16 protein-coding genes, 7 tRNA genes and 1 pseudogene are annotated in these 25811 nt (G+C 68.2%); 11 read left to right on the top strand and 13 right to left on the bottom strand.

Annotated features, from left to right (window positions below; translation table 11 throughout):
• Positions 1 to 123 precede the first annotated feature (123 nt).
• Positions 124 to 1140, bottom strand: a pseudogene (locus ABFX36_RS11170) (DUF1156 domain-containing protein); the annotation flags it as partial.
• 147 nt (positions 1141 to 1287) lie between these two features.
• Between ABFX36_RS11170 and ABFX36_RS11165 the strand changes: the two are divergent.
• Positions 1288 to 2871 carry an HNH endonuclease signature motif containing protein gene (locus ABFX36_RS11165; protein ID WP_346076329.1) on the top strand — a complete coding sequence of 528 codons (1584 nt, stop codon included), beginning with the start codon at positions 1288 to 1290 and terminating at the stop codon, positions 2869 to 2871.
• A 12-nt stretch (positions 2872 to 2883) separates the two neighbouring features.
• Here the strand turns inward: ABFX36_RS11165 and ABFX36_RS11160 are convergent, their stop codons facing one another.
• The 9 genes from ABFX36_RS11160 to ABFX36_RS11120 all read right to left on the bottom strand — a co-directional run bounded on the left by ABFX36_RS11160 (position 2884) and on the right by ABFX36_RS11120 (position 9203).
• Positions 2884 to 6366, bottom strand: coding sequence for a helicase-related protein (locus ABFX36_RS11160; RefSeq protein WP_346076327.1), 3483 nt, complete (start codon positions 6364 to 6366; stop codon positions 2884 to 2886).
• Positions 6367 to 6444: 78 nt separating this feature from the next.
• On the bottom strand, positions 6445 to 7317 hold the full coding sequence (locus ABFX36_RS11155; RefSeq protein ID WP_346076325.1) for a DUF4261 domain-containing protein: 873 nt from the start codon (positions 7315 to 7317) through the stop codon (positions 6445 to 6447).
• A 118-nt stretch (positions 7318 to 7435) separates the two neighbouring features.
• Positions 7436 to 7510: transfer RNA gene (locus ABFX36_RS11150), tRNA-Val, on the bottom strand.
• Between the two features lie 49 nt (positions 7511 to 7559).
• A tRNA-Cys gene (locus ABFX36_RS11145) sits at positions 7560 to 7633 on the bottom strand.
• Positions 7634 to 7647: 14 nt separating this feature from the next.
• Positions 7648 to 7720, bottom strand: a tRNA-Gly gene (locus tag ABFX36_RS11140).
• Positions 7721 to 7834: 114 nt separating this feature from the next.
• Positions 7835 to 8848, bottom strand: coding sequence for a hypothetical protein (locus tag ABFX36_RS11135; RefSeq protein ID WP_346076323.1), 1014 nt, complete (start codon positions 8846 to 8848; stop codon positions 7835 to 7837).
• 70 nt (positions 8849 to 8918) lie between these two features.
• Positions 8919 to 8993, bottom strand: a tRNA-Val gene (locus ABFX36_RS11130).
• A 49-nt stretch (positions 8994 to 9042) separates the two neighbouring features.
• A tRNA-Cys gene (locus tag ABFX36_RS11125) sits at positions 9043 to 9116 on the bottom strand.
• A 14-nt stretch (positions 9117 to 9130) separates the two neighbouring features.
• Positions 9131 to 9203: transfer RNA gene (locus tag ABFX36_RS11120), tRNA-Gly, on the bottom strand.
• A 261-nt stretch (positions 9204 to 9464) separates the two neighbouring features.
• Here ABFX36_RS11120 and ABFX36_RS11115 point away from each other — a divergent pair.
• From ABFX36_RS11115 to ABFX36_RS11100, 4 genes are all read left to right on the top strand, one after another.
• Positions 9465 to 9536 (top strand) — tRNA-Val (locus ABFX36_RS11115).
• A gap of 257 nt (positions 9537 to 9793) precedes the next feature.
• Entirely contained in the window at positions 9794 to 11599 is a 1806-nt protein-coding gene (locus tag ABFX36_RS11110) for an ABC transporter ATP-binding protein (RefSeq protein ID WP_346076321.1), read from the top strand.
• A complete protein-coding gene (locus tag ABFX36_RS11105; protein WP_346076336.1) occupies positions 11599 to 13359 on the top strand; it encodes an ABC transporter ATP-binding protein in 1761 nt (586 codons plus the stop codon). The genes ABFX36_RS11110 and ABFX36_RS11105 overlap by 1 nt, the downstream gene beginning before the upstream one ends.
• Before the next feature lie 9 nt (positions 13360 to 13368).
• Positions 13369 to 14031 (top strand): TetR/AcrR family transcriptional regulator, encoded by a 663-nt coding sequence (locus tag ABFX36_RS11100; RefSeq protein WP_006896373.1) that lies wholly within the window; start codon positions 13369 to 13371, stop codon positions 14029 to 14031.
• A gap of 13 nt (positions 14032 to 14044) precedes the next feature.
• Here ABFX36_RS11100 and ABFX36_RS11095 read toward each other — a convergent pair whose 3' ends face one another.
• The 3 genes from ABFX36_RS11095 to ABFX36_RS11085 all read right to left on the bottom strand — a co-directional run bounded on the left by ABFX36_RS11095 (position 14045) and on the right by ABFX36_RS11085 (position 18829).
• Entirely contained in the window at positions 14045 to 15040 is a 996-nt protein-coding gene (locus ABFX36_RS11095) for an alpha/beta hydrolase (RefSeq protein WP_006896374.1), read from the bottom strand.
• Between the two features lie 136 nt (positions 15041 to 15176).
• The gene (locus tag ABFX36_RS11090; protein ID WP_346076319.1) at positions 15177 to 17024 is read right to left on the bottom strand and encodes an ABC transporter ATP-binding protein; all 1848 of its coding nucleotides are present in this window, start codon (positions 17022 to 17024) and stop codon (positions 15177 to 15179) included.
• Positions 17021 to 18829, bottom strand: coding sequence for an ABC transporter ATP-binding protein (locus ABFX36_RS11085; protein WP_346076317.1), 1809 nt, complete (start codon positions 18827 to 18829; stop codon positions 17021 to 17023). Before ABFX36_RS11085 ends, ABFX36_RS11090 begins: the two co-directional genes overlap by 4 nt.
• 203 nt (positions 18830 to 19032) lie before the next feature.
• On the opposite strand from ABFX36_RS11085, the gene ABFX36_RS11080 reads away from it, so the two are divergent.
• From ABFX36_RS11080 to ABFX36_RS11055, 6 genes are all read left to right on the top strand, one after another.
• The gene (locus ABFX36_RS11080) at positions 19033 to 20382 is read left to right on the top strand and encodes a glycosyltransferase 87 family protein (protein WP_231650087.1); all 1350 of its coding nucleotides are present in this window, start codon (positions 19033 to 19035) and stop codon (positions 20380 to 20382) included.
• Between the two features lie 94 nt (positions 20383 to 20476).
• A complete protein-coding gene (gene thrS, locus ABFX36_RS11075) occupies positions 20477 to 22495 on the top strand; it encodes a threonine--tRNA ligase (protein ID WP_428832054.1) in 2019 nt (672 codons plus the stop codon).
• Between the two features lie 13 nt (positions 22496 to 22508).
• Complete coding sequence (locus ABFX36_RS11070) at positions 22509 to 23036, top strand: ATP adenylyltransferase (protein WP_006896379.1); 528 nt, start codon at positions 22509 to 22511, stop codon at positions 23034 to 23036.
• Positions 23037 to 23044: 8 nt separating this feature from the next.
• Entirely contained in the window at positions 23045 to 23743 is a 699-nt protein-coding gene (pgsA, locus tag ABFX36_RS11065) for a phosphatidylinositol phosphate synthase (protein ID WP_006896380.1), read from the top strand.
• On the top strand, positions 23740 to 24666 hold the full coding sequence (locus ABFX36_RS11060; protein ID WP_006896381.1) for a phosphatidylinositol mannoside acyltransferase: 927 nt from the start codon (positions 23740 to 23742) through the stop codon (positions 24664 to 24666). The genes pgsA and ABFX36_RS11060 overlap by 4 nt, the downstream gene beginning before the upstream one ends.
• Before the next feature lie 4 nt (positions 24667 to 24670).
• A complete protein-coding gene (locus ABFX36_RS11055) occupies positions 24671 to 25795 on the top strand; it encodes a glycosyltransferase family 4 protein (protein ID WP_006896382.1) in 1125 nt (374 codons plus the stop codon).
• The last annotated feature ends 16 nt before the right edge of the window (positions 25796 to 25811 follow it).

The following is a 25811-nucleotide window of genomic DNA, read 5'->3' as shown; positions in this document are numbered from 1 at the left end:
TTCACCAGAAAGGTGCTCCTTGCCCTGCTTGTGATTGTCGTTTCGCAACAACAATTATTGCAGCTCAGAGCACCTTTCTTCATGAAAACGGCAGGTCAGGCGAATTCAGCGATGAAAGCCCGAGGCTGGCGCGAGATACACCCGTCGCCGGTCACCCTCCGCGACCGTCGCCATCAACTGTTCACCCATCCGCCCCGCGCGACCCTCCGAGCGGATGTACTTGAGTTCGACCGCGGTCCCACACCGAATGCAGGTCGCGCCGGTCCTGCCGACGGTCCCGTCCGTCTCCTTCGTCGGATCGTGACCGATCTCGTACCGCACGGTCTTGCCTTCGATCACGGGGACCACGTACGCCTCCTTGCCCTTCTTCTTGCCGAGCCACCACGACCTGACGAGGGGCATCGCTATCCGGCACTCGGGATTCGGGCACGTCACGGTCCGCGCCCAGATCCACGCGATCACGGTTGCCTCGGTACCGTCGGGCAGGGGTGCCTTCGGATACAGATGGCCGATGCGCTTCTGGGCTTCGTCGCGCATCCACTGTCCGTAGCGGCGGACGTCTTCGGCGAGACCTGTGGCGCGGGGCCAGTCCTGGATGGTCTCGTCGGCGGCTCCGGGCCACACGGGCGGCTGTCCGGCGAACTTCGGCGGAATCTCGATCAGCGCCTTGTTGATGAGCACGGCGACGGGGTTCAGGTCTGACGCGTGAGCTTCGAGTCCGAGTCGTTGCGCTTCAAGGGGAATGGTTCCGCCGCCGGCGAACGGGTCGAGGATCGGTGGGGGATTGCCGTCGGTCGACTCCATGATCTTGCGATGAGCTTCGGCGAGCAGTTGCTCGTCGTTCGAGTTCTCCCACACCACGAGTCGCTCGATCAACTCGAAGAGTCGCTTTCGCTCCGCGATCTGCTCCGCCTCGGTGGGGTACAGGTCTGGGCGCGACGCGGGGTCGTCCACCAGTTGAGAGAACAGCACAGCGCGTGCCGCGGCCAGTGGCCGGCGCGCCCACCACAGATGCAGTGTCGACGGATGTCCGTGGCGGATCGACTTCTCGCGAGCGGACTCCTCGTTGACCTTCTGCAGCGGGATGCTGACCTCGATCAACTTGCGTCGCTGAACATTACTGTGTGCATCGCTGGACACGTGTACCCCTTGGTGAAGCGCATGGCGGACGAGAACGTTTCAACATAGCGCACACGGCAGTGTGTATCGCAATCGGTGTGACTCGCCTGAGAATGTCGGACCTCTCGAGTATCATCGAACGTAAGTTCGACGATCAGGGGGTTGGAGATGAAAGTGCAGGTGAGAGAGCGTAGGGCTTCGTCTGTGACGGTGGCCGACGACGCGATCGTCATCCGGATCGAACGTCCGGACGTCGAGAACTCGCCCACCGTTGCATCCGAGGTGTCTGGGTCACGAAGCGATCGAGCGGCACTGCTCGGGTTCGCGGCGCGAGCGGACTGCTACCAGGGGCTGGTGCTGTGGCATCGGTACGAGGCGCTGTACTCGCTGCTCATGGCGAAGCAATCCGAGTTGGAGTCCGATCCGTCGGCGGACGCCTACACCCGGCTCTACGACCCACTGTGCCAAGTCGCGGCGTCGTATGCGGTCGCCGCGGGTGTGCAGCACTACACGGCAGAGCGGTTCGTCGAATCCGCCGTGGCCTGCATGGAGCGGATCCCGGCCCTCGGACGGATGTTGCGCGACGGACTGATCAACTCGGCGAGTTTCCGGCGCGCGGTGGAGCAGACGGCCCTCGTCGACGATGCGGACATCCTGGCCTTCATCGACGCGGAAGCGGCCGCGAGACTGCGCGAAGTGGGCGGTCTCTCGGCGGCGCGTGTGGAGACGATTCTCGGGGCGATCGTCGCCGAGCACGATCCCGACGCGGTGACCTTGACCAGGGAGGAGGTGCGAGCGGCCAAGCGCGTGCAGGTGAACCCGCTGACCGACACCGCCTCGGAACTCATCGTCACCGCGTCGGCCGAGGACGTGGCGATCGCCAAGGATGTACTCGATGCGGTGATCGCCGGCGTCTGCCCCAACGACCCACGTACCAAGGGCGCCCGGCGCAGTGATGCGGCCATGGCGCGCATCAACGGCACGGACTTCGTATGCGAGTGCGGTCGAGAGGACTGCACTGCTCGACTCGCGCCGGCCGACATCGCGTCGCGGTGCGCCCGGATCGTCCTGCACGTGGTGCTTCGGAAAGAAGTGCTCGAGGGGACGTCGCAGACTGCGGCGCATCTGGACGGCCACGGACCGATCTCGGCGACACACATTCGTGAGATGGCGTCACGGCCCGACGCTGTGCGTCGCGAGCTGAACCTCGACGACGTCATCGCGCAGGCGAGTCGGCCCGACAGCGGATACCGTCCGTCCGCGGCGCTGGACACCGCCGTCCGCGGGCTGTTCGGCACCTGCTCGTGGCCGGGTTGCGCCCGGCCCGCGTGGAAGTGCGACCTTGACCACGTATGCGAGTACGACCACGCGGATCCATCGGCGGGCGGCGTCACCTGCATCTGCAATCTCAATGCGAAATGCCGATTCCATCATGGGTTGAAGACCCACGCGAACGGGTGGGTCGACGATCAGATCGTGGACGCCGCCGGCGTCGTCTGGACAGAAGTCACCTCACCGGAGGGGATCACCGTCCGGCAGCAGGCACTGAACATGTGGCTCCTTCCCGAACTGGGCCACCTTCAGTGCGGACACGGCTCTCCGACACGCCGAGAAGCACGACACGCCGGTGACGAACCCGAACGCTCGCTGACACGGTTGCAGGCCAAGCACCGGTACCGCATGCAGAAGCGAGCGGCGAACCGCCGGGCTCGCGAAGCCATCGCCCACGACGCCGGCGCCCCGCCGTTCTGACACCGCGAGCCGTCAATGCGGCGGGAGTGCCTTCTTCCAGGCCTTGTGCCAGTTGAGTTCGACTCCGCTCACGTCGGTGTTCGCGAGGTCGACGTCGCGGAAGTAGTCGGTGAGGTAGCGGACCTCGTCGTGATCGGGGCCGTCGGGGCTCACCGAGACCATCGCGAGCCGGTGGTTCTCGCCGGTGTTCTTGCCCTGGAGCACCTGGTTGTAGGAGACGAAGAAGGTGTCGGCGCCGGCGACCCGGCCCTTGACCTCGATGTACACCGACGGCGCACGACCACCGTCCGCAGCCGGAGCCGGAACGGAGAGGACGTCGTATCCGGGGTTGTTGTGCGGCATCTCCTCGGGCATGCGGCCTAGGGCGCACTCGGCACGCAGCACCGCGTCGACGGCCCGCCGGTCGGTGGCCTTGGTGTCGGCGGCGTGTCGGCCCACCGACTTGCCGAGCATCCCGGCGGGGACCACGAGAACCGCGGTCTCCAGCCTCGGCGGGCGCGCGGTGAGGACACGCTCGTCGGCGAGCTCGCGCAGGCGGCGCCCGAGCCTGGCCTCCAACTCCCGCGCCCGCCGCTCGAGCCGTTCCGGGCTGAGGCGCCGCCCGCGTGTGGTCTTGCCGGCCGCCGATTCCTCACGTCGGCGTGCGACTTCGGAGTCCAGGTAGTTGATCTGCTCGATCAGCCGTGCGCGCACCGCTCTCTCGGTCCGCTCGACGTCGGGGACAACGCGGTCGCGGACCTCGCTCAGGTGACGGGGCACCGCGGTGGACGCGGCCCACGACAGCGCCTGGTCCGTCAGCGCACGGCCGACGAACGAGTCGAGCCCGCGGATCGGCGCGTCCTCCGGGATCGGCTGCAGGTCGAGATGCGGCGCCGGACCGGCATCGGCGACGGACCCGTCGGCGTCGATCGAGACGAACGCGAATCTCTTGCTGACCACGGTCCCGGAGCCGTCGACGATCTCGGAGGTCAGGGCGAAGATCGCGCGCGGGGCGGCGCCGGGATCGGTCGGGTCGAGCAGTGTGGCGCCCGCGGCGAGGACGTCGGCACTCCCGTCCAGGACGGAGTCGATCACGGCGTCGAGCAGCGGGTGCCCGGGTGCCAGGAGGTCGGCGCGTACGTCGCCCGACGACACCGCCGACGGCTCGAACGTGACGCGCTCGTACGCCCTCGTCACCGGCCGCCCCGCGTGCTCCCGGCGAATGTCTCGATGACGCAGCGGCGCCGGAACATTCGAGATCTGGAACCGGTGGCGCTCCCGCTTCGACAGCCGACCGCCGAGCGCGGTGAACGCATCGGTGAAGAACTGCGCGATGTAGTGCGGCTGCAACCTGCGCGCGGTCGCCTCGTCCATCTCGCGGCGCAGACGCGCCATCTCGAGCGGATCGAGCGTCTCGCGGGCGAGTGCGCGCTCGGTGACGAGCGTGTCGCAGCCGGAAGCCACCTCGGCGTCGACAATGCGCTCGATCTCGTCGATCCGCGCGGGATCGTCGCCGTAGAGCACCGCATCCCACAGCAGGTCGCGCAGCGGCCGGCCGGCGAACGCTTCGTCGCCGAGAACGTCGAACAGCTTGCCGCCGTAGGCCGAACGCTGCTGCTCCATCTTCTCGAGCAGACGCGTGTAGACCTGACCTTCGCGAGTCTGGGCGGCCACGATGTTCCACAGGCGGCACACGTTCTTCTGCCCGATGCGGTGAATGCGGCCGAAGCGCTGCTCGAGTCGGTTCGGATTCCACGGGAGGTCGTAGTTGACCATCAGGTGCGCGGCCTGCAGATTGAGCCCCTCGCCGGCAGCGTCGGTGGCCACCAGCACCAGCCGCGACGGCTCGTTGGTGAACTGCTCCCGGATCGCGACGCGCTCGCCGCGCCGCGTGCCGCCGTGAATCGTCAGCACCGCGTCGTCGGAACCGAGCACATTGCGGATCTGCGCGGTGAGGTAGTCGAGCGTGTCCTTGTGCTCGGTGAACACGATGAGCTTGCGCGGACGACCGTCCTTGCCGCGCAACAGTTCTCGATCGGTCAGCAGTGAACGCAGCTCCGACCACTTCCGGTCGATGCCGCGGTCGCGCACACGGGTCGCCAGCGCCACGAGGTCTTCCAGGATCGCGATCTCGGTGTCGAGTTCGGCGACGGTGCGTGCGGCGGTCGCCGCGTCGACCACTTCCTCCTCGATGCGTTCGTACTCCTCGGCGCTGTATTCGTCGGGATCGTCGAAGGCGTCGGCGGGCGGCAGCGGCATCCGATCGTCGACGGGGATCCGGCCGGCGATCAGGTCGGCACGACGCGAGGCGAGCCGATCGCGGCGACGCTGCAGACTTCGCAGCACCGCGTGTGTGCTCGACGCGAGCCGGCGCTGGAGGACGGTGAGCGCGAACCCGACGGTGCGGCGTTTGGGGGAGTCGGGCGAACTCTCCGCACGGTTCATCTCCACGCGCACGTACTGTGTGACGGCCTCGTACAGCTCCGCCTCCCCGTCGGAGAGCTCGTAGGGAACGGTTTCGGCGATCCGTTCGGGGAACAGCGGCCTGCCCTCGAAGGTGAGCAGTTCCTCCTTGACCATCCGTCGCATGAGGCCGGAGGTGTCGGCGACCGCATCCGACTGCGGGCGGCCGGCGAATCGGTCCTCGTCGAGAAGGGAGAGGAACAGTTGGAAGTTGTCGTCGTTGCCGGCGTGCGGCGTCGCCGTCATCAGAAGCAGGTTGCGTGCCACGCCGCCGAGGACGCGGCCGAGCTTGAACCGCTCGGTCTCCCGGACCTCGCCGTCCCAGCCCTGCCATGACGCGGACATGCGATGCGCCTCGTCGACCACCACCAGATCCCACTCGCTCGCCTCGAGGTGACCGATCAGGTCGGGGTCGCGGGCGAGCTGATCCATGCGGGCGATCATGAACGGGTGGGCCGGGAACGGGTCGCCGTTGGGGCTGGCGTTGATCAGATCCCGGGTCAGGAGTGTGGCTGTGAGGCCGAACTTCTCCGACAGTTCGTCCTGCCACTGTTCCACCAGCCCGCCCGGCGCGACGATCAGCAGCCGCGCGAGATCGCCCCGGAGCAGCAGTTCCTTGGCGTACAGCCCCGCCATCACCGTCTTGCCCGCGCCGGGATCGTCGGCCAGCAGGAAGCGCAGGGGAGTGCGCGGCAGCAGTTCCCCGTACACCGCGCGGATCTGGTGCGGCAGGGGAGAGATATCGCTGGTTCCGACCGCCGCCATCGGGTCGTGGGCGCCGGTCATCGCGATGCGCAGCGCCTCCGTCGCGAGGCGGAACGTCCGCGGGTCGGCGTCGAAGGTCCACGAGCGCTCGAAATCGTCCTCGACGACGATGTCAGCGATGTCGTCGGCGAACAGCATCTCCTCGCGGACGCCCAGTCGGTCGTCGCGGACGACCACCGTGGCCGCCGAATCTCCGCTCGGGATCACCGCGACGAGGTGGACCGGCTCGCGCCAGCGGCCCGACAAGCGCTGCCCGGGACGCAGATCGGTGAGGGATCGCAGATTCATGTGCACACCATAGTGGGCGCATCGGACAGTTCCCGCGTCGCGGTGGTGCTACTTGCGGTGGTGTTACATGCGGCGGTGCTACTTACGTCCGAACCAGCGCCGCTTCCTCGGCTGCGGCGGCTCGTCGGCGAGTTCGGGTTCCGGGAAGTCCTCTCCGACGAACTCCAGCGACAGGACGGTCTTGTCCGCGTCGACCTGCGACGGCGCGTGGTGCGCGACGATCTCGGCGGCCTCCGTGGCGCCCAGCGTGTCGCCGTCGCCGATCACCGGGCCGTTCTCGAGAAGGTAGATCGCGGTGTTGACGATGCGGCCGAAGGTGTCCTCGGCGGACTCGTGCGACTGCACGATCTCGACGTCGGGCAGCCCGAGCATGTCGAGTCCGCGCGTATGTCCGGTCATGATGCCGTCGGGTCGCGGCGCGACGTTCAGGGCCACCCACGCCGGGAGCATCGGATCGGGGAGCGTCTCGATGGCCAGGTCGCGGAACAGTGGAGGCAGGATCACGTGATTCGCGCTGCCGAAGTACACGGCGACGATCGACTCCGACAGCGCCACCGCGGCAGCGATGACCTTCGACAGCAGGACCGCATCGGCGATCGCCTCGACATGGTTCGTCTCATGCCCCGGCCGGACGACGGTGACGATGGTGTGCGCCGAGTAGGCGGCGGGCGCCGGAGTGTGATCGGGCCACAGCCGGCTGTACTGGGCGATCTCGGGGAGGTCGTCGCCCACCGGTGCGGCGATCCCCATCAGGAAGATCTGCCGGTCGCCGTACGACAACGACAGGGGCGAGTCGGCGTCGTCGGCCGCCCCCGACCCGGCAGCAGCGTCGCCGACGCTCAGCAGATCGGCGTCCAGGTCCGGGAAGTCGCTGAGCATCTGTGCGGCGAGGCGCTCGGCGGAGAGTGCGGGATCGAGTCGGCTCTGGAACAGCATCGCGAGGCTGGGCACTGGAGTCCGGTCCTTTGCAGTGGGGTTCGAGGGGCGGTCCGGCCGAAGCGGAACGCCGTCAATCCTGCCAGAACCGGGAACGACGAAGCCCGCCGGGATCCGGCGGGCTTCGTCTGCGTGGTGCGCGATACAAGGATTGAACTTGTGACCTCTTCCGTGTCAGGGAAGCGCTCTCCCACTGAGCTAATCGCGCGGGTCTTATTGAGTTGGTGCCGTTACTCGAACTCGGTACCGGTGTTCGGTGGAGGTGGCGACGGGAATCGAACCCGTGTGCACGGCTTTGCAGGCCGTTGCCTCACCACTCGGCCACGCCACCAGGTGATCTTTCCGAGCGGATGACGGGATTCGAACCCGCGACCCTCACCTTGGCAAGGTGATGCGCTACCAGCTGCGCTACATCCGCATGCCGGTGAACTCGTCTTGTGGACGCTGTCGCTCACCGGCGAGAACAAACACTAGCGGTACGGCGGCGACATTTGCAAACCGGGGTCCCCGTCGGACCGTGGACTCCGCCAGATCAGCCGCTCCGCCTCGGACGCTCCGAGGTCGCTCGCGGCGAATGCGGTACGTCGGCGGCTCGCTGACGGAGATGGTCGGCGACGCTCCGGTCGAATGCGACGTCGACCCGGGACTCGAATTCGTCGATCGGGGCAGTGGCGTCGAGCCAGGCACGTCGGTCGAGCTGTTCTCTGGCGCGGTCGACGCCCTCGGCGTACGTCAGGAACGCCAGGACTCGATCCGTGAGGGCGTCGGCGCGCTGGTCCAGGCCGCTCGACTTGTCGATGTAGGCGTTGACGATCTCCGGATCGGATGCGCGGGGGCCGAGGGGCTGCGAACCGAGGATTCGGCGCGCCCTGCGAATCGCGGCGGCCGACTCGGCGACCGTCCGAACCTCGGCGTCGAGGTCGATGCGGGCCTGGTATCGATCCAGCAGATCGTCGTGCCATGCCGGGTTCTGGTGCAGCCGCGCCGCCACGACGGCGGTGAGCACCGCCAGCCGGCCGTTCTCGTCCGCCTGCATCAGCCGTAGCGCGGCCTGGTCTTCGGAGTCCGGTCGGTAGCGCCGGCGCAGTCGCATGTCGGCGATCTCAGCGGTCTCCACGTGCTCGGGCGGTTCGACGAAAGGGAGCCAACCCAAGCCGACCGCTCGGGCGCGCAGGGTGAAGTCACGACCTCTCCAGGTGTCCAGCGCCAGCGCCAGGTGGCCGGACACCGTTCCGTCGCGGGCTGTCTCGCCGAACACCGTCTCGCCGCACGGGTCCGGGCCGCCCGCATCCGCGGCGGCCCGGGCGGCGTCGTTGTACTGCTGCTTGCGGATTCGGCGCGACTCGCGGAGACGCTCGGTGTGCGTCGTGAGTCGCCGAGCCAGTGCGTCCTGAGCGGGCCGGGGGCGGCGAAGCGGGCGTCGGTCGTCGCCGTCGGAGCGTCGGGCATCGCGCGGGCGGTAATCGGAACTGCCGGACGCGGGCTGCCGGACAAGGATCGCCACGGCGACCACGACGAGTGTGGCGGCGACGAGTATCAGTGTCATGGACACAGCACAGCATGAGGGTCGGACAACGAGACGAGGCCCGGCGGTCGCCGGGCCTCGCTGTCGGATCTGGTGCGCGATACAAGGATTGAACTTGTGACCTCTTCCGTGTCAGGGAAGCGCTCTCCCACTGAGCTAATCGCGCGGGTCTTATTGAGTTGGTGCCGTTACTCGAACTCGGTACCGGCGTTCGGTGGAGGTGGCGACGGGAATCGAACCCGTGTGCACGGCTTTGCAGGCCGTTGCCTCACCACTCGGCCACGCCACCAGGTGATCTTTCCGAGCGGATGACGGGATTCGAACCCGCGACCCTCACCTTGGCAAGGTGATGCGCTACCAGCTGCGCTACATCCGCATACCGGTGAGCTTCCTTGTGGGCGTTGCTCACCAGCGAGAAGAACACTAGCGGCACGTATGTCGTCAAGACAAATCGTGAGGTCAGCGACTTACATGGATGTGATTCCGCAGATGGGAGCGTTCTTGGCGCCCCGGAGACGGGCTCGCGGCCGTTCCTCGCGAGTGTTCCCGGCTTTCGAGCGGGGGATTTGGTGCCGTCGGCCGCGATGTGTAATCTGTTTTCTCGTGCGACCGGCGCAGGTCGTTCATAACTCGATACGGTCCCGTGGCTCAGTGGAAGAGCGTCCCGTTCACACCGGGGAGGTCGCTGGTTCGATCCCAGCCGGGACCACAAGAAGAAGACCCGCAGGTTACTGCGGGTCTTCTTGCTATTCGACGCGCGACTTGCCACTCGACGCGCGAGCGCGATCGGGACTCGACGACGTTCCGCCTCTCATCCTGCTGTTTCGCAGATCTCGGTCCAGTGAGTGCCTCCTTCTCTCTACTTTCGCCCCGCTCGGGGGCTTGTCATGACCCTGCATCGACCCTATTCTGAACGGACTTCAGTAATAGGTATGGCAAACCTAAGACGCATGCGTGAGGAGCGATATGACGACGCTGGAAGCGCCACCGGTGCAGACCGCAGACGACCCGCCGACCGATCCGAAGGTTCAGCAGCGCGAGGACTCCCGCGCGCTCCGCGAACTGATGCGCCCGGTGGCCCCGCAACTGGCCCTCGGTCGTGGACTCGCGGTGATCTCGGGTGTGCTCGCAGTGGTCCCGTACGTCGCGCTGGTGCACATCGGCGAGGTCCTGCTCGATGCGGCCCGTGCGGAGGCACCCGTCGACGGCGATGAGGTGAACCATTGGATCGAGATCCTGATCGTCACCTTCACCCTGCGGCTCGCCGTCTATTTCGTGGCGCTGGGCGTCACCCACTTCGCGGACATCCGACTGGGGCATACGATCCGCCTGCGGATGGTGGAACGGTTCTCGCGTGTGCCGCTCACATGGTTCACGTCGACGAACTCCGGCCGCGTGCGGAAATCGCTGCAAGACGATATCGGAACCATCCACCACCTCATCGCCCACCAGCCAGTCGACGGCACCCAGGCCGTGGTGATGCCCCTGGCGTTGATGGCCTACGCGTTCGTCATCGATTGGCGGCTGGGTCTGCTGGCCATAGCGACGGTTCCCCTGTACGCCGCCGCGATGGCGTTGGGAATGCGCGGCATGGCGGAGAAGACCGTTGAGATGGACGCCAAGCTCAGCGTGGTCTCGGCACGGATGGTCGAGTTCGTCACGGGTATCACGGTGGTGAAGGCATTCGGACGGGTGGGCCGCGCGCACAGCGCCTATCAGGAGGCCGCCGGCGATTTCCAGGCCTTCTACTACGCCTGGGTGAAGCCCCTTCTTCGAGTCAGTTCGCTGGGTACCTCCCTGCTCGCGGTCCCATTGGTACTGCTGATCAACATCGGCGGCGGCGCCTGGCTGGTGCACCGCGGCGAGGTCACCACGGCCGACGTGCTCGCCACCTCGCTCATCGCATTGTTGGTCCCGTACGGCATCGAGGTGCTGATGAACTCCATGTGGTCATCGCAGATGGCGGGCGCGTCCGCGCGGCGGCTCACCGACCTGCTCGAAACCCCGACCCTCGACGACGACGGTGTTCGCGCCCAGCCCGAAGGACACGACGTGGAATTCGACCACTTCAGCTACTCGTACGGCGGGCCGGGAGCGGACCTGGCACTCGACGACGTCTCGTTCACCCTCCGCGAGGGCACGATCACCGCGCTGATCGGCCCTTCGGGCTCGGGCAAGTCGACCATCGCGACTCTGCTGGCGCGCTTCGACGATCCCTGCGCGGGGCAGATCCGCCTCGGCGGCGTACCGATCGCCGAGATCGATCACCTCTACCGGCACGTGAGCTTCGTGTTGCAGGAACCGCAACTGCCGTCGATCTCGCTCCGCGACAATATCGCCCTCGGCCGGCCGGACGCGACCGACGAGCAGATCCGCGCAGCCGCCCGTGCCGCCCGGATCCTCGACGACATCGAAAGTCTCCCGGACGGCTTCGACACCGTCTACGGCTCGGCGAGCGGGCTCTCCGGCGGTCAGGCGCAGCGCATCGCCATCGCGCGTGCCGTACTGGTCGACGCCCCCGTCCTCATCCTGGACGAGGCCACCGCGCTCACCGATCCGGAGTCCACGCACCAGATCCAGCAGGCGCTCAGTGATCTGGCCCGCGACAAGACAGTGCTTCTGGTGGCGCACCGACCCGAGGTGGTCGAGGGCGTCGATCAGATCGTGCTCGTGGACAGAGGGCGCGTGCTCGCAACCGGCACGCACGACGACCTCCTCGGCGAGCCCGGCTACGCCCGCCTGTGGGAGTCGGTCGAGGAAGGCGAGAAATGATGAACCTGCCACTGATCGACATCATCCCGCGGATGAAGCGGATGGTCTCCGCGCCCGAGGCGCTGGCCCCGGCGTTGCTGGCCGCAGTGCTGGCCGGTCTGGTCGAAGGTCTGGCCCTGGTCGCGTTGCTCCCAGCCATCAGCACGCTCGCATCCGGCGAACGGGTGTGGGGATCGGGAACCACGGGATGGCTGATCGTCTTCGCAGTGCTCGCGGCGGCGGCCTTCGCGCTCATCTACATTCAGGAGCGGCGCACGTACGCGGTCGCTCTGGACTTCCTCCACAGCATTCACCGGCTGGTGGGCGACCAGGTGTCGAGACAGCCGCTGGGCTGGTTCGCACGCCCGCTGTCCGGCCGATTGTCGCGGATGGTCTCGTCGGAGTTGATGATGGCGGGCGAGATCTTCGCCCACATGATCGGCCCGCTGGTCTCGCGGATGACTGCGGCGATCGTGATCGTGGTGGCGTCGTGGTTCTGGAATCCGTGGCTCGGTCTGATTCTGACGATCGCCGCACCGGTGTTCGTGATCATCACCCTGGCGTCGACTGCGTTGATGCGCAGTGGCGAGCGGATTCACGAGCCGGAAGAGGTGAATCTGGCGAACCGCATCGTCGAGTACGCGCAGTGCCAGGGCGCACTGCGATCGTGCGGTCGAGGCCGCTCGTTCGCACCATTGGACGCCGCGTTCGGTGACACCCTCCGCGCCCGAAGAAGAGCACAGTGGATCGAGACCGCCGGTCTGTTGCTCTCCGGCATGGCGACCCAGGGAGTGATCGTCGCGCTGATCTCCATCACCGGAGCGCTGGCCGTCTCGGGGGCGCTCGAACCGATTCCGGCGCTGGCGTTCGTCGGTTTCGCACTGCGCTTCACTTCCACCCTCTCCACCATCACCGAGAGCGCGATGAGCCTTGAATCTCGGCGGCCGCTGCTCGACGCCATCGACGAGGTGCTCACCGCCGAACCGCTGCCTGAGCCGCCGTCTCCGGCCGAGTTGACCGCTCCCGGCTCGATCGAACTCGACCGGGTGAGTTTCGCCTACCACTCCGACCAGGATCCGGTCCTGCGCGACGTCTCGCTCCGGGTGCCCGCCGGTGCGATGGTGGCCCTGGTCGGTCCCTCCGGCAGCGGCAAGACCACGCTGATCAGACTGGTGAGCCGCTTCCATGACGTCGACGCCGGCACGGTGAAGGTCGGCGGCGTGCCGGTGACCGAGCAGACCACCCAGCAACTGATGGGGCAGTTGTCGCTGGTATTCCAGGACGTCTATCTGTTCGACGACACCCTTGAGGCCAATGTCGCAGTCGGCCGGAGCGGCGCGTCGCGGGATGAGATCCGCGCGGCGGCGGACCTGGCCGGCGTCACCGAGATCGTCGAGCGGCTCCCGGACGGCTGGGATTCGCGGGTGGGGGAAGGTGGGCGAGCACTCTCCGGAGGCGAACGGCAACGAGTCGCCATCGCACGGGCATTGCTGAAACGGTCACCGATCGTGCTGCTCGACGAGGCCACCTCGGCGCTCGATGTGGAGAACGAGGCGAACATCGTCGCTGCCGTCGAACGATTGCGCACGCAGGCCACCGTGCTGATCATCGCGCATCGTCTGGAGACGATCGCCGCGGCCGACCAGATCGTGGCGCTCACCGACGACGGGCGAGTGGAGGCGCAAGGCACGCACGAGCAACTCCTGGCCCAGGACGGCACGTACTCGCACTTCTGGAACCGGCTGCACAGTGCGCAGGGGTGGCGGATCGTCGCCGACTAATCTGGACCGGTGCAGGGTTCAAGCTCACCGGACAACCGGCCCGTCCGCGGCGGACGGAAGGTGGGGCGCAAGCCCGCCTTCACCGCCGACGACGTGGTCGCCGCGGCGATCGCCGAGGGCATCGACCGGTTCACGCTCTCGGCGGTCGCCGAACGGCTCGGCGTCGTGACGGCTGCCATCTATCGGCTGTTCCCCTCGCGCGACGACTTGGTGATCGCCTGCCTCGACGCGGCAGGGGCGACCATCGCGCTGCCGGAGCCGGGCAGCCGATGGCGCGACGTACTGCGGTTGTGGGCCGACGAGTGCTGGCGAGTCTGCGACGACTTCCCCGGACTCGCGTTGCTCGTATACGCTTTCGCACCGGCGCCGTCACGGATCGAGCACGTCTTCGCCGCCTACGTCGCGGCTCTGGCGGCGGAGGGGAAGACCCGCGGCCAGGCGATGTTCGCCCTGGACTTCCTGGGCGACTCGGTATTCGCCTCGCACCTGTCGGTGGAGTCGATGCGCGCGGTAGACGAGCGCGGCGACTCCGGACTGGACCGGATCCGCCGGGCGCTCGGTGCGGGCGACACCGCTCTGCGTCCGGACGACTCGTGGATCGACCGCGGGGCGGTCGACACCAAGATCGACTTCATCCTCGCCGGCCTGGAACACCACTGGCCGGAGATCTGAGCCGTGCCCGGCGTCAGGCGCCGATACCGCGGGCGATCTGCGGCCAGGACTTGTGCAGCTGGTCCTGCCAGTACTTCCAGGAGTGCGAACCGGCCGGAACACGGTCGACCGTCGCAGGAATGCGGAGACGGCCCAGTTTCGCGGCCAGGTCCTCGGTGCACTGACGCGTCGCCGCCTCGATCGCGCCGCCGACGACGATCTGGTCGGTGAGCGTCGCCGAGTCCGGGACGTACTGCGGGGTGTCGTACTTGCCGGGCAGACCGGTCGCGGCGCTCAGGTACAGCGAGACGCCGCGCAGCCCGGCAGCGTTCACGACCGGATCGTTCTGACGCCACAGGGGACCGTTGTACGGCCCCCACATGTTCCGGGCGTCGCCGCCGCCGCGGGTCTCGACCACCAGCCGCACATACGTCTGGCCGGGCTGGGTGGAGGTGGCCGCGCAGCCGCTGTAGGCGGCGACGGTGCGATACAGACCCTTGTGGGCGATCGCCAGGTTCAGCACCGAGGTGGCCGACGAGGAGATGCCGGCGATGGCGTTCCGGCCGTTGGTGGAGTAGGTGCTGTCGATGACTGCGGGCAGTTCCTCGCCGAGGAAGGTCGACCACTTGTTGACGCCGAGCTTCTCGTCGGGCTTGAGCCAGTCCGTGTAGTAGCTGAACGCGCCCTTCATCGGAATCACCACGTAGGCGTTCTTCTGTGCGAAGAAGTTCACGACGTCGGTCTTGCCCTGCCAGGTCGCGGAGTCCTCGCCGCCACCGGCCCCGTTGAGGAGATAGAGCACGCCGGCGGGCCGAGACCGGTCCTTCGGCAGAAGGACGGTCAGCGGTATGTCGCGGTTCATCGCCGCCGAGTGCACCACGATGTCGGTGCTGGTGGGACCGGTGGCGCTGGACGACACCAGCGCGGAGGCCGGCGCGGCCGAGACGGGCGCGGCCGGCAGACTCGCGCCTCCGACGATGAGGGCGGCCGCCGTGGCGGCGAGGGCGATTCGGGAGGGTCTGCGGATCACGGTTCGGAGTTCCTGTCGTCGGGGCGGGGGAGCGGAGCCTTTCGCGGAGCCCTGTCAGGCGAGCGGAGCCCAATCAGGCAATGAGGCTGGTCACATACTTGCACATTCCGTGTCCGCTATCGGCCCTTGTCGGACATCAGGTCGGGCCGCGCCCGTAGATTCGGGCGAACTCACCGCCCGCAGCCAGCAGCTCCGAGGCCGAACCGTGCTCGATGATCCTGCCGTCGGCGAGCACTGCGATCGTGTCGGCGGTCGCGAGCGTGGAGTACCGGTGGGTGACGATGAGCGTGGTGGTGCGGTTCCGCAGTGCTTCCAGACCACGGCCGATGATGAGTTCGGTGCGCGGGTCCGCGGCGCTGGTGGCCTCGTCGAGGATGAGGATGTCGGGGTCGGCGGCGAGCGCGCGCGCGACCGTGATGAGCTGTTTCTCGCCCGCGCTGAGCAGGGTGCTGTCGCCGGAGACCGGCGTCTCGGGTCCACTCGGCAGCCCTGCCAGCAGCGAGTCGACCATCGCTTCGTCGACCGCGCGGCCATCGGTGGGGCGTCCGTAGTCGACGTTCTCGCCCGCCGTCCCGCTGAACAACCACGGATCCTGCGTCACCACCGCCATCATCGACCGCACCTTCGAGCGCGACATCCCCGCGATGTCCTCGCCGTCGATCAGGATCCGTCCGGCGGTCGGGTCGGCGAACCGCTGCAGCAGCCCGGTGAGTGTGGTCTTGCCCGACCCGGTGGCGCCGACCAGCGCGGTGGTGCGTCCGGCGGGCAGCGTCAGGTCGATTCCGCGCAGTACGGGGCTGCCGTCGGCATAGGAGTAGTGCACGCGCTCGAAGGTGACCGTCGGCGGAAGCGTGTGCCGTCCGTGAGCGGCGACCGGCTTATCGTCGACCGCGGGCTCGGACTCCTCGTCGGCGCCCAGGAACGTGCGGACGCGACCGAATGAGATGAAGCCCGACTGCAGGGTCGGCAGCGTGCTCGACAACTCCGTCATCGGGGCCGAGAGCTGCTGGGTGTACATCACGACGGCCTGCAGGGTCCCGAGCGTGACGGCGCCGTCGAGCATCTTGAGCGCACCGAGGACCGCGATGATCACGAACACCAGGGCGTTGCAGAAGGTGAGGACCGGGGTGATGGAACCGCTCCACGCCTGCCCGCTGCGAGCCGCGCGTTCCAGCCGGCGGTTGAGCTCGTCGAACTCCCGCGAAGTCTGCGGATGTCCGTCGTACGCGGCGATCATGTCGTGTGCACCGTAGACGTCTTCGATGTGTGCGCTGATCGACGAGGTGGTCCGCCACTGCGCCTGCATGTGCGGGCGGGCGAACCGGACCACCGTGAACGCCAGGGCCGCGGTGACCGGGATCGTGGCGAAGGCGATGAGGGCGAAGAAGGGGGAGAGCAGGATCAGCGCGACCGCCACCGCCACCACGGTGAGCACCAGCACCGGCAGTTGGACGAAGAGCGGGCCGATCACCGTCGACATGTTGTCGACGTCGACGGTCATCGCGTTGAGCACCTCGCCGCGCCGACCGCCCTCGAGTCGGGAGACCGGCAGACGGTGGATCTTGCGCTCCACCCGTTCGCGGATGGTGCGGATCGCGTCCTGAACCGCGCTGTTCACGAGCAGGCCGCTGCCGATGCGGGTGATCGTGACCAGGGCGATGGCGATCAACGCGACTGCGGCGGCGGCCCACAGCCGGTCCCAGTCGATCCCGGCGCCCGGTACCGCGCCGGTGGTCTCGACCACGTTGGCGAGATCGCCCTGCCCGCTTCTGCGGAGTTGCTCGACGGCCTGCTCCCGAGTGTCGCCCGCGGGCAGCCTGGTGCTCACGGCGCCGGAGAAGATGATGTTGGTGAGGCGGGCCAGGAGCACCGGCACGGTGACCGTCGACAGGGCGGCGACCACCGACAGGACCAGCGCGAAGCTCAGCCTGCGGTCGGAGCCGAGGAAACGCCGGAACTCGCGCAGCGCGCGGACGATCCTCATCGTGAGACCCCCGTCGCCACAGTCGGCCCCTCAGGAGCAGGAGCAGGAGCAGGAGCAGGAGCAGGAGCGGCCTGTGCCTGGGCGAACTCGCGGTACACGGCGCATCGGGTGAGCAGGTCCTCGTGGCGTCCAGTCGCGACGATCCGGCCGGCGTCGAGCACGGCGATCAGGTCTGCGGAGCGGACGTTGCCCACCTGCTGGTCGGCCAGCAGAATCGTCGCCTCGGGCAGCGTGGCCCGGATTCCCGAGAGCACCGATTCGGCGGTACTGCGGTCCATCGCCGAGAACGCCGAGTCCAGGCACAGGATCCGCGGTCGCCTCACCAGCGCGCGCGCCACCGCGAGCCGCTGCCGCTGTCCGCCGGAGAAGTTGGATCCGCCCTGCGCCACCTCGGTGGAGAGTCCGCCGCGGTCGACGACGGTCGTCGCCATCTGAGCCGCCTCGAGGGCGCGCCAGAGACGGTCGTCGTCGGCCTCGGCGTCGCCGAGGCGGAGATTCGATTCGACCGTGCCCGCCACCAGTGACTGACCCTGGCCCACGTGGGCGACGGCCGCGCGCAGGTCGGGCAGGTGCCACGCCCCGAGTCGGACGCCGCCGGCCTCCACGGTCCCGGATGCGGGGTCGAGCAGTCTCGGCACCAGCGCGAGCAGCGACGACTTGCCGCTGGAGGTGCCGCCGATCACGGCGGTCACCGTCCCCGGCAGGCACGTCAGCGAGACCGCGTCGACGGCCGGGTGATCTGCACCTTCATACCGCACGGTCGCCGACCGGAAGGTCAGCGGCAACGGACCGTCGACGACGGCGGTCCCGTCGTCGTCCAGGCCCGCGGGACGGTTGATCACGGCCGCCAGGCGGGTGGCGCTGGCGCGGGCGCGGGGGAGCATTCCGGCCAGTGCGATGAACACCGTGATACCCGCGACGATCTGCATCAGGTACCCGGTGAACGCCGTGAGGCCACCGATCGTCAGATGCGAGTCCTCGATCAGACGGGCGCCGAACAGGCTGGTGGCGACGCTCGCCAGATTCGCGATCAACAGGACCCCGGGCAGCAGCATCAACTGCAGTGCCGCGACCCTGCGGACCAGAGCCGTCAGATCGCGATTGACCTCGGAGAACCGGGTGCTGGCGGCCCGCTCGCGGCGGAACGCGCGGATGATCCGGGTGCCGCCGAGTTGTTCGCGCAGCACCCGGTTGACGCGGTCGACCGCACCCTGGACGCGCGTGGCCAGGGGCGTCACATAGACGACGAAGATCCCGATGCCGATGCTCAGCACGATGGCGGTGACGACGATGACGGGTGCCAGGCGCACCGACTCCCGCAGCGACATGGCGATCGCACCCACGGTCACCAGCGGTGCCGCCACCGCGACGCTGGTGGTCAGGAACACCGCCTGTCCGACCACCGAGGTGTCGAGGGAGGTCCGAGTCAGGAGCGTGGGCGTTCCGAGTTCGTGATAGGTGGCTGTGGAGAAGTCGGCGACGTGCCGGTACACCGATCGACGCAGGTCGGCTGACGTGCCCGCCGAGAGCGCCGCGCCGAGCGCGATGGCGGCGAGCGAGGCGACCAGTCCGCCGATCGCGACCGCCAGCATGATCGCGCCCATCCGTTCGATGTACGGAACGTCGCCCGCCACCACTCCGTTGTCGATGATGAGCGCGTTGAAGGTGGGCTGGGCCAGGCTCGCGGCCATCGCCAGGATCTGGGCGAGGATCACTCCGGCGACGATCGCGCGGCGGTTGCGCATCGACGATGCGGCGAGCCGGACGAGATCGGCGCCCGGCCGGGCCGCGTGTGCTCCACTCACCTGGAACGGCTCCCTTCCCGAGCGACGGCCCCGTGCGGGCGCGTGCTCGTGTCTCATGCGTGCCGGACGCCGGCACCGGATGCCAGTATGGCCAGCGTCGCCGGGCGGAGGGGGCGGACGGGTCGAACTCGACAAAGAACCCTGGTCCGACACCCCTGTGCGCCGTACCGCCCCGGCGGACGGACCGGACGTATTATCGCCGAGTGAAAATCAGCGGGGCGGATACACGTCCGGTGACATGGTCGATGGTGGCACTGGCCGCTGTCGGTGCGGCGTTGATCATCGCCTGGAACATCTGGGTGGCGCCGTTCGACCACCCGGTGTTCGGACTCTTCAACATGGGCATCGACACGCGCGTCTACCGCGGAGGGGCCGCGGCGGTGTGGGACGGACGCCCGCTCTACGACCTCCCCGTGTACAAGGTGTGGCAATTCACCTACACCCCGTTCGCCGCGATCATCCTGGTGCCGCTGGCCTGGATCCCCGAGCACTCCGCCCAGTTCCTGTGGAATGTCGGCAACGTCGTGTGCCTGCTGGGTCTGGTCGCGGTCTCGCTGCGTTCGCTGCGGTTCCGGATCGACGGGCGATTCGTCGCCTTCGTCGTTCTGTTCGCGGTGTCGGTGATCGGTCTCGAACCGGTCCACACCACGTTCTGGAACGGTCAGATCAACCTGGTGCTGGCGCTGATCGTGATCGCGGATCAGGTGCGGCGAAGCGAGCGGATGCGCGGAATCGGCGTCGGGCTCGCCGCCGGTATCAAACTGACCCCGATCTTCTTCACCGCGTACCTGCTGATCACCAGGCAATGGCGCGCCGCGGTGACGGCGGTCGTCACCTTCGGCGTCACCATCGCCATCGGTCTGGCGATCCTCGGTTCGGAGGCGTGGGGGTTCTGGACCGACAGCCTCTCGCAGACCGGGCGGATCGGGCCGATGGACCACCCGGCCAATCAGTCGCTCAACGGCTTCTTCGCCCGACTGGTGCCGATGGGACTCGGGCACACGCCGAGCTGGCTGTGGATTCCGGTGGGTGTGGTCGTCGGACTGCTCGGTCTGTGGGCGGCGTACGCGGCCCACCGCGCCGGCCAGGAACTGCTCGCGTTGAGCATCACCGGCATGACCTCGTGCGCGGTCTCGCCCTTCTCCTGGGGACATCACTGGGTGTGGGTGGTGCCCTTGCTGATGGTGGCGGTGGTGCACTGCTTCGACGCGGCCGACCGGCGCCGCCCGGTCACGTGGCTGTGGTGGCTGGCACCGGCCACGGTGGTGGCGCTGACGTTCACCTGGTGGCATCGGGTCACCGTCGTCGGCCCCCACGGGCACGAGGACATCAAACTCTCGTTCGGTGTGTTCCGGTTCCTCCGGGCCCCGATCGGCCCGGCGTGGGAACTGCCGTTCCGTTTGGCGGGCAGCGGGGCGTATGTCCTGTTGCTCCTGATCACGATCGCGGTCACTCTGTGGATGTGCGACGGGATGCGCGCGATACGATTCAACGCGACCGTGCCGCGTGTCCGTGACCGACATGCGGCAGCCGCCCCTCTCGACACCGAATAGAGGAATCACGACCGTGCCCGACAACGTCGCTGCCGAAAGAGCCCGCCTGCCCGAGACCGTCCGGGTTCCGGCGGGCACTACCGCCGGCGCCGCCATGCGGGACGCGGATCTGCCCGACGGTGTCGAACTGCCCAACAAGGGACCGCAGGCGGTGGTCGTCGTCCGCGAGGCCGACGGCACGCTGCGCGACCTGTCGTGGGCGCCGGAGACCGACACGCTGGTCGAGCCGGTCACCGCGGACTCGGAGGACGGACGCGCGGTGATCCGCCACTCCTGCGCGCACGTGCTGGCGCAGGCCGTCCAGGAGCTGAACCCGAAGGCGCATCTGGGCATCGGCCCGCCGATCACCGACGGCTTCTACTACGACTTCCAGGTGGACGATCCCTTCACCCCCGAGGACCTCAAGGCTCTCGAGAAGCAGATGAAGAAGATCATCAAGTCCGGTCAGCGGTTCTCCCGCCGCGTCTACGAGTCGAAGGAGCAGGCACGGGCCGAGCTCGCGGACGAGCCGTTCAAGCTCGAACTGATCGACGACAAGGGCGCGGCCGACGACGCCGAGGTGATGGAGGTCGGCGGCGGCGAGCTCACCGCCTACGACAACCTCAATCCGCGGACCGGGGAGAAGATCTGGGGCGACCTGTGCCGCGGCCCGCACGTGCCGACCACCAAGTACATCGCCGCCTTCAAGCTGACGCGCAGCTCGGCCGCCTACTGGCGCGGCGATCAGTCGCTCGCCGACCTCCAGCGCGTGTACGGCACCGCCTGGGAGTCCCCCGAGGCGATGGACGCCTACCTGGACCGTCTCGCCGAGGCCGAGAAGCGCGACCATCGCCGGCTCGGCGCCGAACTGGACCTGTTCAGCTTCCCCGACGAACTCGGTTCGGGTCTGCCCGTCTTCCACCCCAAGGGCGGCATCATCCGCAAGGAGATGGAGGACTACTCGCGCGAGCAGCACGCTGCCGCCGACTACGAGTTCGTCAACACGCCGCATCTGACCAAGGGACATCTGTTCGAGGTGTCGAAGCACCTCGACTGGTACGCCGACGGCATGTTCCCGCCGATGCACCTCGACGCCGAGTACAACGACGACGGCACCGTCCGCAAGCCCGGCCAGGACTATTACGTCAAGCCGATGAACTGCCCGATGCACAACCTGATCTACCGGTCGCGCGGGCGGTCGTACCGTGAACTCCCGCTGCGGCTGTTCGAGTTCGGTTCGGTGTACCGGTACGAGAAGTCCGGCGTGGTGCACGGCCTCACCCGGGCCCGCGGCTTCACGCAGGACGACGCGCACATCTACTGCACGCAGGAGCAGGTGGTCGAGGAGCTGACCACCACGCTGAACTTCGTGCTGCAACTGCTCAAGGACTACGGTCTCGACGACTTCTACCTGGAGCTCTCCACCAAGGATCCGGAGAAGTACGTCGGATCGGACGAGGTCTGGGACGAGGCGACACAGACGCTGCGTCAGGTCGGCGAGGCCTCCGGTCTGGAGCTGGTTCCCGATCCGGGCGGCGCCGCGTTCTACGGGCCCAAGATCTCCGTGCAGGTCAAGGACGCGCTGGGCCGCACATGGCAGATGTCCACCCTGCAGCTCGACTTCTTCGAGCCCGAGCTCTTCGAACTCGAGTACACCGCCTCCGACGGCACCAAGAAGCGACCGGTGATGATCCACCGCGCGCTGTTCGGCTCCATCGAGCGGTTCTTCGGCGTCCTCACCGAGCACTACGCGGGCGCGTTCCCGGTGTGGCTGTCGCCGGTGCAGGTGGTCGGCATCCCGGTCGCCGACGCCTTCGCCGACCACCTGCAGGGCGTCGTCCGGCGCCTCAAGGGCCGACGGGTGCGCGCCGAGGTGGACTTCTCCGACGACCGGATGCAGAAGAAGATCCGCAACCACACCACCGCCAAGGTGCCGTTCATGCTGCTCGCCGGCGAGCGGGACGTGGAGGCGAACGCCGTGAGCTTCCGGTTCCGCGACGGAACCCAGCTCAACGGGGTGCCCGTCGACGACGCGATCGTGGCGATCGACGAGTGGGAGGAGTCGCGCCGCAACGATTCGCCGACCGCCGCCACCATGCAGGACTTCCTCGATGCCGCACGCAAGCGTCGATGAGGGAGCAGCGGCGATGACCGATCCGGATCACCTGCAGCGGTTGTGGACGCCGCACCGCATGAGCTACATCACCGCGGCCGCGCCCAGGCGGGCGGTCGACGGCGGTGAACTCACCGGGCACCCGTTCCTCGACATCCCGCGGATGTCGGACGAGGACGGGCTGATCGTCGCGCGCGGGGAGTCGGTGTACGTGGTGCTGAACCTGTACCCGTACAACCCCGGCCACGCCATGGTGGTCCCGTACCGTCAGGTGGCCGACCTCGAGGATCTCACTCCCGAGGAGAGCCTCGAGTTGATGGCGTTCACGCAGCGGCTGATCCGAGTCATCAAGTCCGTCTCGAATCCGGATGCGTTCAACGTCGGACTCAACCTGGGGGCGCCGGCCGGCGGCTCGCTGTCGGAACACCTGCACCAGCACGTCGTCCCGCGATGGACGGGCGACTCGAACTTCATCACCGTCGTGGGGGACACGAAGGTGCTTCCGCAACTCCTCCAGCAGACGCGCGCGCTGCTGGCACAGGCGTGGAACGAACTTTCTTAAGGACGGAAATGCTCAGCATCCTCGGACGGGCCTCGGTCTCCAAGGTCACCTTGCCGATCGGCCGTGCGCTCATCCGCACCGGGCTGACCCCGGACGCGATGACTCTCGTCGGCACCGTCATCACGGTCGGGGCCTCGATCGCCCTCTTCTCGCAGGGTTACCTCTTCGCGGGCGCCCTCGTCACGTGGGCTTTCGTGATGTTCGACATGCTCGACGGCGCGATGGCCCGCGCCCGCGGCGGAGGCACCAGATTCGGCTCGGTGCTCGACGCCACCTGCGACCGGATCGCCGACGGTGCGATATTCGGAGCGCTCGCCTGGTGGGCGGCCTTCACCGCGCCGCACCGTCCGCTGTTGATCGCGACGCTGATCTGCCTGGTGACCTCGCAGGTCATCTCCTACGCCAAGGCGCGTGCCGAGGCCGCCGGGCTGTACGGCGACGGCGGCCTCATCGAGCGGCCCGACCGGCTCATCATCGTCCTGGTCGGCGCCGGCTTCACCGATTTCCCCGGCCTGCACTGGTGGTGGGCGATCCACGTCGCGATGTGGGCGCTCGCGGTGCTGTCGGTGATCACCGTGGGTCAGCGGATGTGGTCCATCTACTGCTCGCCGGGCGCCCGCGATCTGATCCCCATCGCCGTTCCGGACGAGGCCGGCACGGATGACGGCCCGGACGAGTCCGGCCGCACCGGCGACGGGGAGGCGTGATCGTGCTCGACAAGCTCGCCGAGTACGCTTCCGACTTCGGTTATCGCGCCGGGTGGGCGGCCGTCCGCTGGGCGCCGGAGTCCGTGGCCCGCAGTGTCTTCGACGCCGTCGGGACCGTCGCCGGCCGGCGCGGCGGGGGGCCGGAGCAGTTGCGCAAGAATCTCGCGCGGGTGGTCGGCACGACGCCGGAGCAGGTGCCCGACGCACTCGTCGAACAGGCGATGCGCTCGTATGCGCGGTACTGGCGAGAGGCCTTCCGCCTGCCGACCACCGATCCCGCCGACATCGTGGCCAGTGTGCGGATGTCCGACCACGACCGCCGCGTGGTCGACGAGGTCTGCACGTCCGGCAAGGGCGTGGTGATGGCGCTGCCGCACTCGGGCAACTGGGACATCTGCGGGGTGTGGCTGGTCGCGCACTACGGACAGTTCGCCACCGTCGCCGAACGGCTCAAGCCGGAGTCGCTGTTCGACCAGTTCGTCGCCTACCGGGAGTCGCTCGGCTTCGAGGTCTTCCCGCTCACCGGCGGCGAGCAGCCGCCCTTCCGGCTCCTCGCCGATCGGCTGCGTGCGGGCGGCATCGTCTGCCTGATGAGCGACCGCGACCTGTCGCACAGCGGGGTGCCCGTCGAACTCTTCGGGGAGCGGACGCGGATGCCCGCGGGGCCGGCGAAACTCGCCATCGAGACCGGCGCGACCCTTCTCGCCGTGCACCACAGCTACCCGGACGCCGACACGTCCCTGATCCGCTGCGGCACCGTCATCGACACCTCCGGTGGCGTGGCCGCCGCCACCCAGGCCCTGGCCGACGCATTCGCCGAAGGCATCGCGAGTGCGCCCGCCGACTGGCACATGCTGCAGCCGCTGTGGGAGAGCGACTGGTCGCAGGCGCGCCGCGACCGGCTCGGGGTGGACGGGGAGTAGCGCGGTGAAGATCGGCATGATCTGCCCCTACTCGTTCGACGTGCCCGGCGGCGTTCAGGCGCACGTGATCGAACTGGCGGAGGTCTTCATCGGGCGCGGGCACGACGTGCGGGTCCTCGCGCCGGCCGGGCCGGACGTCCAGGTGCCGGACTACTTCGACTCCGCCGGCCCGGCGCTCGGGATCCCCTACAACGGGTCGGTCTCGCGTGTGACCTTCTCGCCGAAGGCCTACCACCGACTGCGGCGGTGGATCGAGGTGAACGAGTTCGACGTCCTGCACGTCCACGAACCCAACGCGCCCAGCCTGTCGATGCTGTCGCTGATGGTCGCGACCGGACCGATCGTCACCACCTTCCACACGGCGACCACGAAGTCGCTGTGGCTCACGGCGTTCGACTCGATGCTTCGCCAGTACCGCGAGCGGATCTCGGGCAAGATCGCCGTGTCCGAACTCGCGCGCCGCTGGCAGATGGAGTCGCTGGGCAACGACGCGGTGGAGATCCCCAACGGCATCGACGTCGCGTCGTTCGCCGAGGCGACACCGCTCGAGGGCTTCCCGGCGCCGGGCCGGACCGTGATGTTCCTCGGCCGCTACGACGAGCCACGCAAGGGCATCGACATCCTCATGCGCGCCCTGCCGCACATCGTCGAACGCTTTCCGGACGTGACCGTGCTGGTGGTCGGGGGCGGAGACGAGAAGGCGCTGCGACGGCGCGCCCGGGACCTGTCCGGGCATCTGCAGTTCCTCGGCATGGTCGACGACGAGACGAAGGCGCGGGCCCTGGCGAGCGCCGACGTATACGTGGCGCCCAACCTCGGCGGCGAGAGCTTCGGCATCGTCCTGGTGGAGGCGATGGCGGCCGGGACGGCGGTGGTGGCCAGCGATCTGGTCGCATTCCAACGAGTGCTCGACGGCGGTGACGCCGGCCGGGTGGTGGAGACCGGCTCGCCGATCGCGCTCGCCGAGGCGGTCGTCGGCCTGCTCAGCGACGAGCAGGCACGGCAGGAACTCATCGCCCGCGGGCGGGCGCGGGCGCAGCGGTACGACTGGAGCCATGTGGCCGACGAGATCCAACGGGTGTACGACACCGTCACGCTGGGCGCCGGTCCCGTCGTGGTGTCGGACTAGGGCCGTGCCGGAAGCC

It is taken from the genome of Gordonia cholesterolivorans, from assembly GCF_039531975.1.
In the GTDB taxonomy this organism is placed as follows: domain Bacteria; phylum Actinomycetota; class Actinomycetes; order Mycobacteriales; family Mycobacteriaceae; genus Gordonia; species Gordonia sihwensis.
The sequence above is the reverse complement of the archived record's forward strand: the minus strand, read 5'-3'. Positions and strand labels throughout refer to the sequence as shown.

Coding starts and splice junctions, on each gene's coding strand:
- ABFX36_RS11165 (WP_346076329.1), top strand. CDS start 1,288: ATGAAAGTGCAGGTGAGAGAGCGTAGGGCTTCGTCTGTGACGGTGGCC.
- pgsA (WP_006896380.1), top strand. CDS start 23,045: ATGCTCAGCATCCTCGGACGGGCCTCGGTCTCCAAGGTCACCTTGCCG.
- ABFX36_RS11110 (WP_346076321.1), top strand. CDS start 9,794: ATGACGACGCTGGAAGCGCCACCGGTGCAGACCGCAGACGACCCGCCG.
- ABFX36_RS11105 (WP_346076336.1), top strand. CDS start 11,599: ATGAACCTGCCACTGATCGACATCATCCCGCGGATGAAGCGGATGGTC.
- ABFX36_RS11090 (WP_346076319.1), bottom strand. CDS start 17,024: ATGAGGATCGTCCGCGCGCTGCGCGAGTTCCGGCGTTTCCTCGGCTCC.
- ABFX36_RS11070 (WP_006896379.1), top strand. CDS start 22,509: ATGACCGATCCGGATCACCTGCAGCGGTTGTGGACGCCGCACCGCATG.
- ABFX36_RS11135 (WP_346076323.1), bottom strand. CDS start 8,848: ATGACACTGATACTCGTCGCCGCCACACTCGTCGTGGTCGCCGTGGCG.
- thrS (WP_428832054.1), top strand. CDS start 20,477: ATGCGGGACGCGGATCTGCCCGACGGTGTCGAACTGCCCAACAAGGGA.
- ABFX36_RS11160 (WP_346076327.1), bottom strand. CDS start 6,366: ATGAATCTGCGATCCCTCACCGATCTGCGTCCCGGGCAGCGCTTGTCG.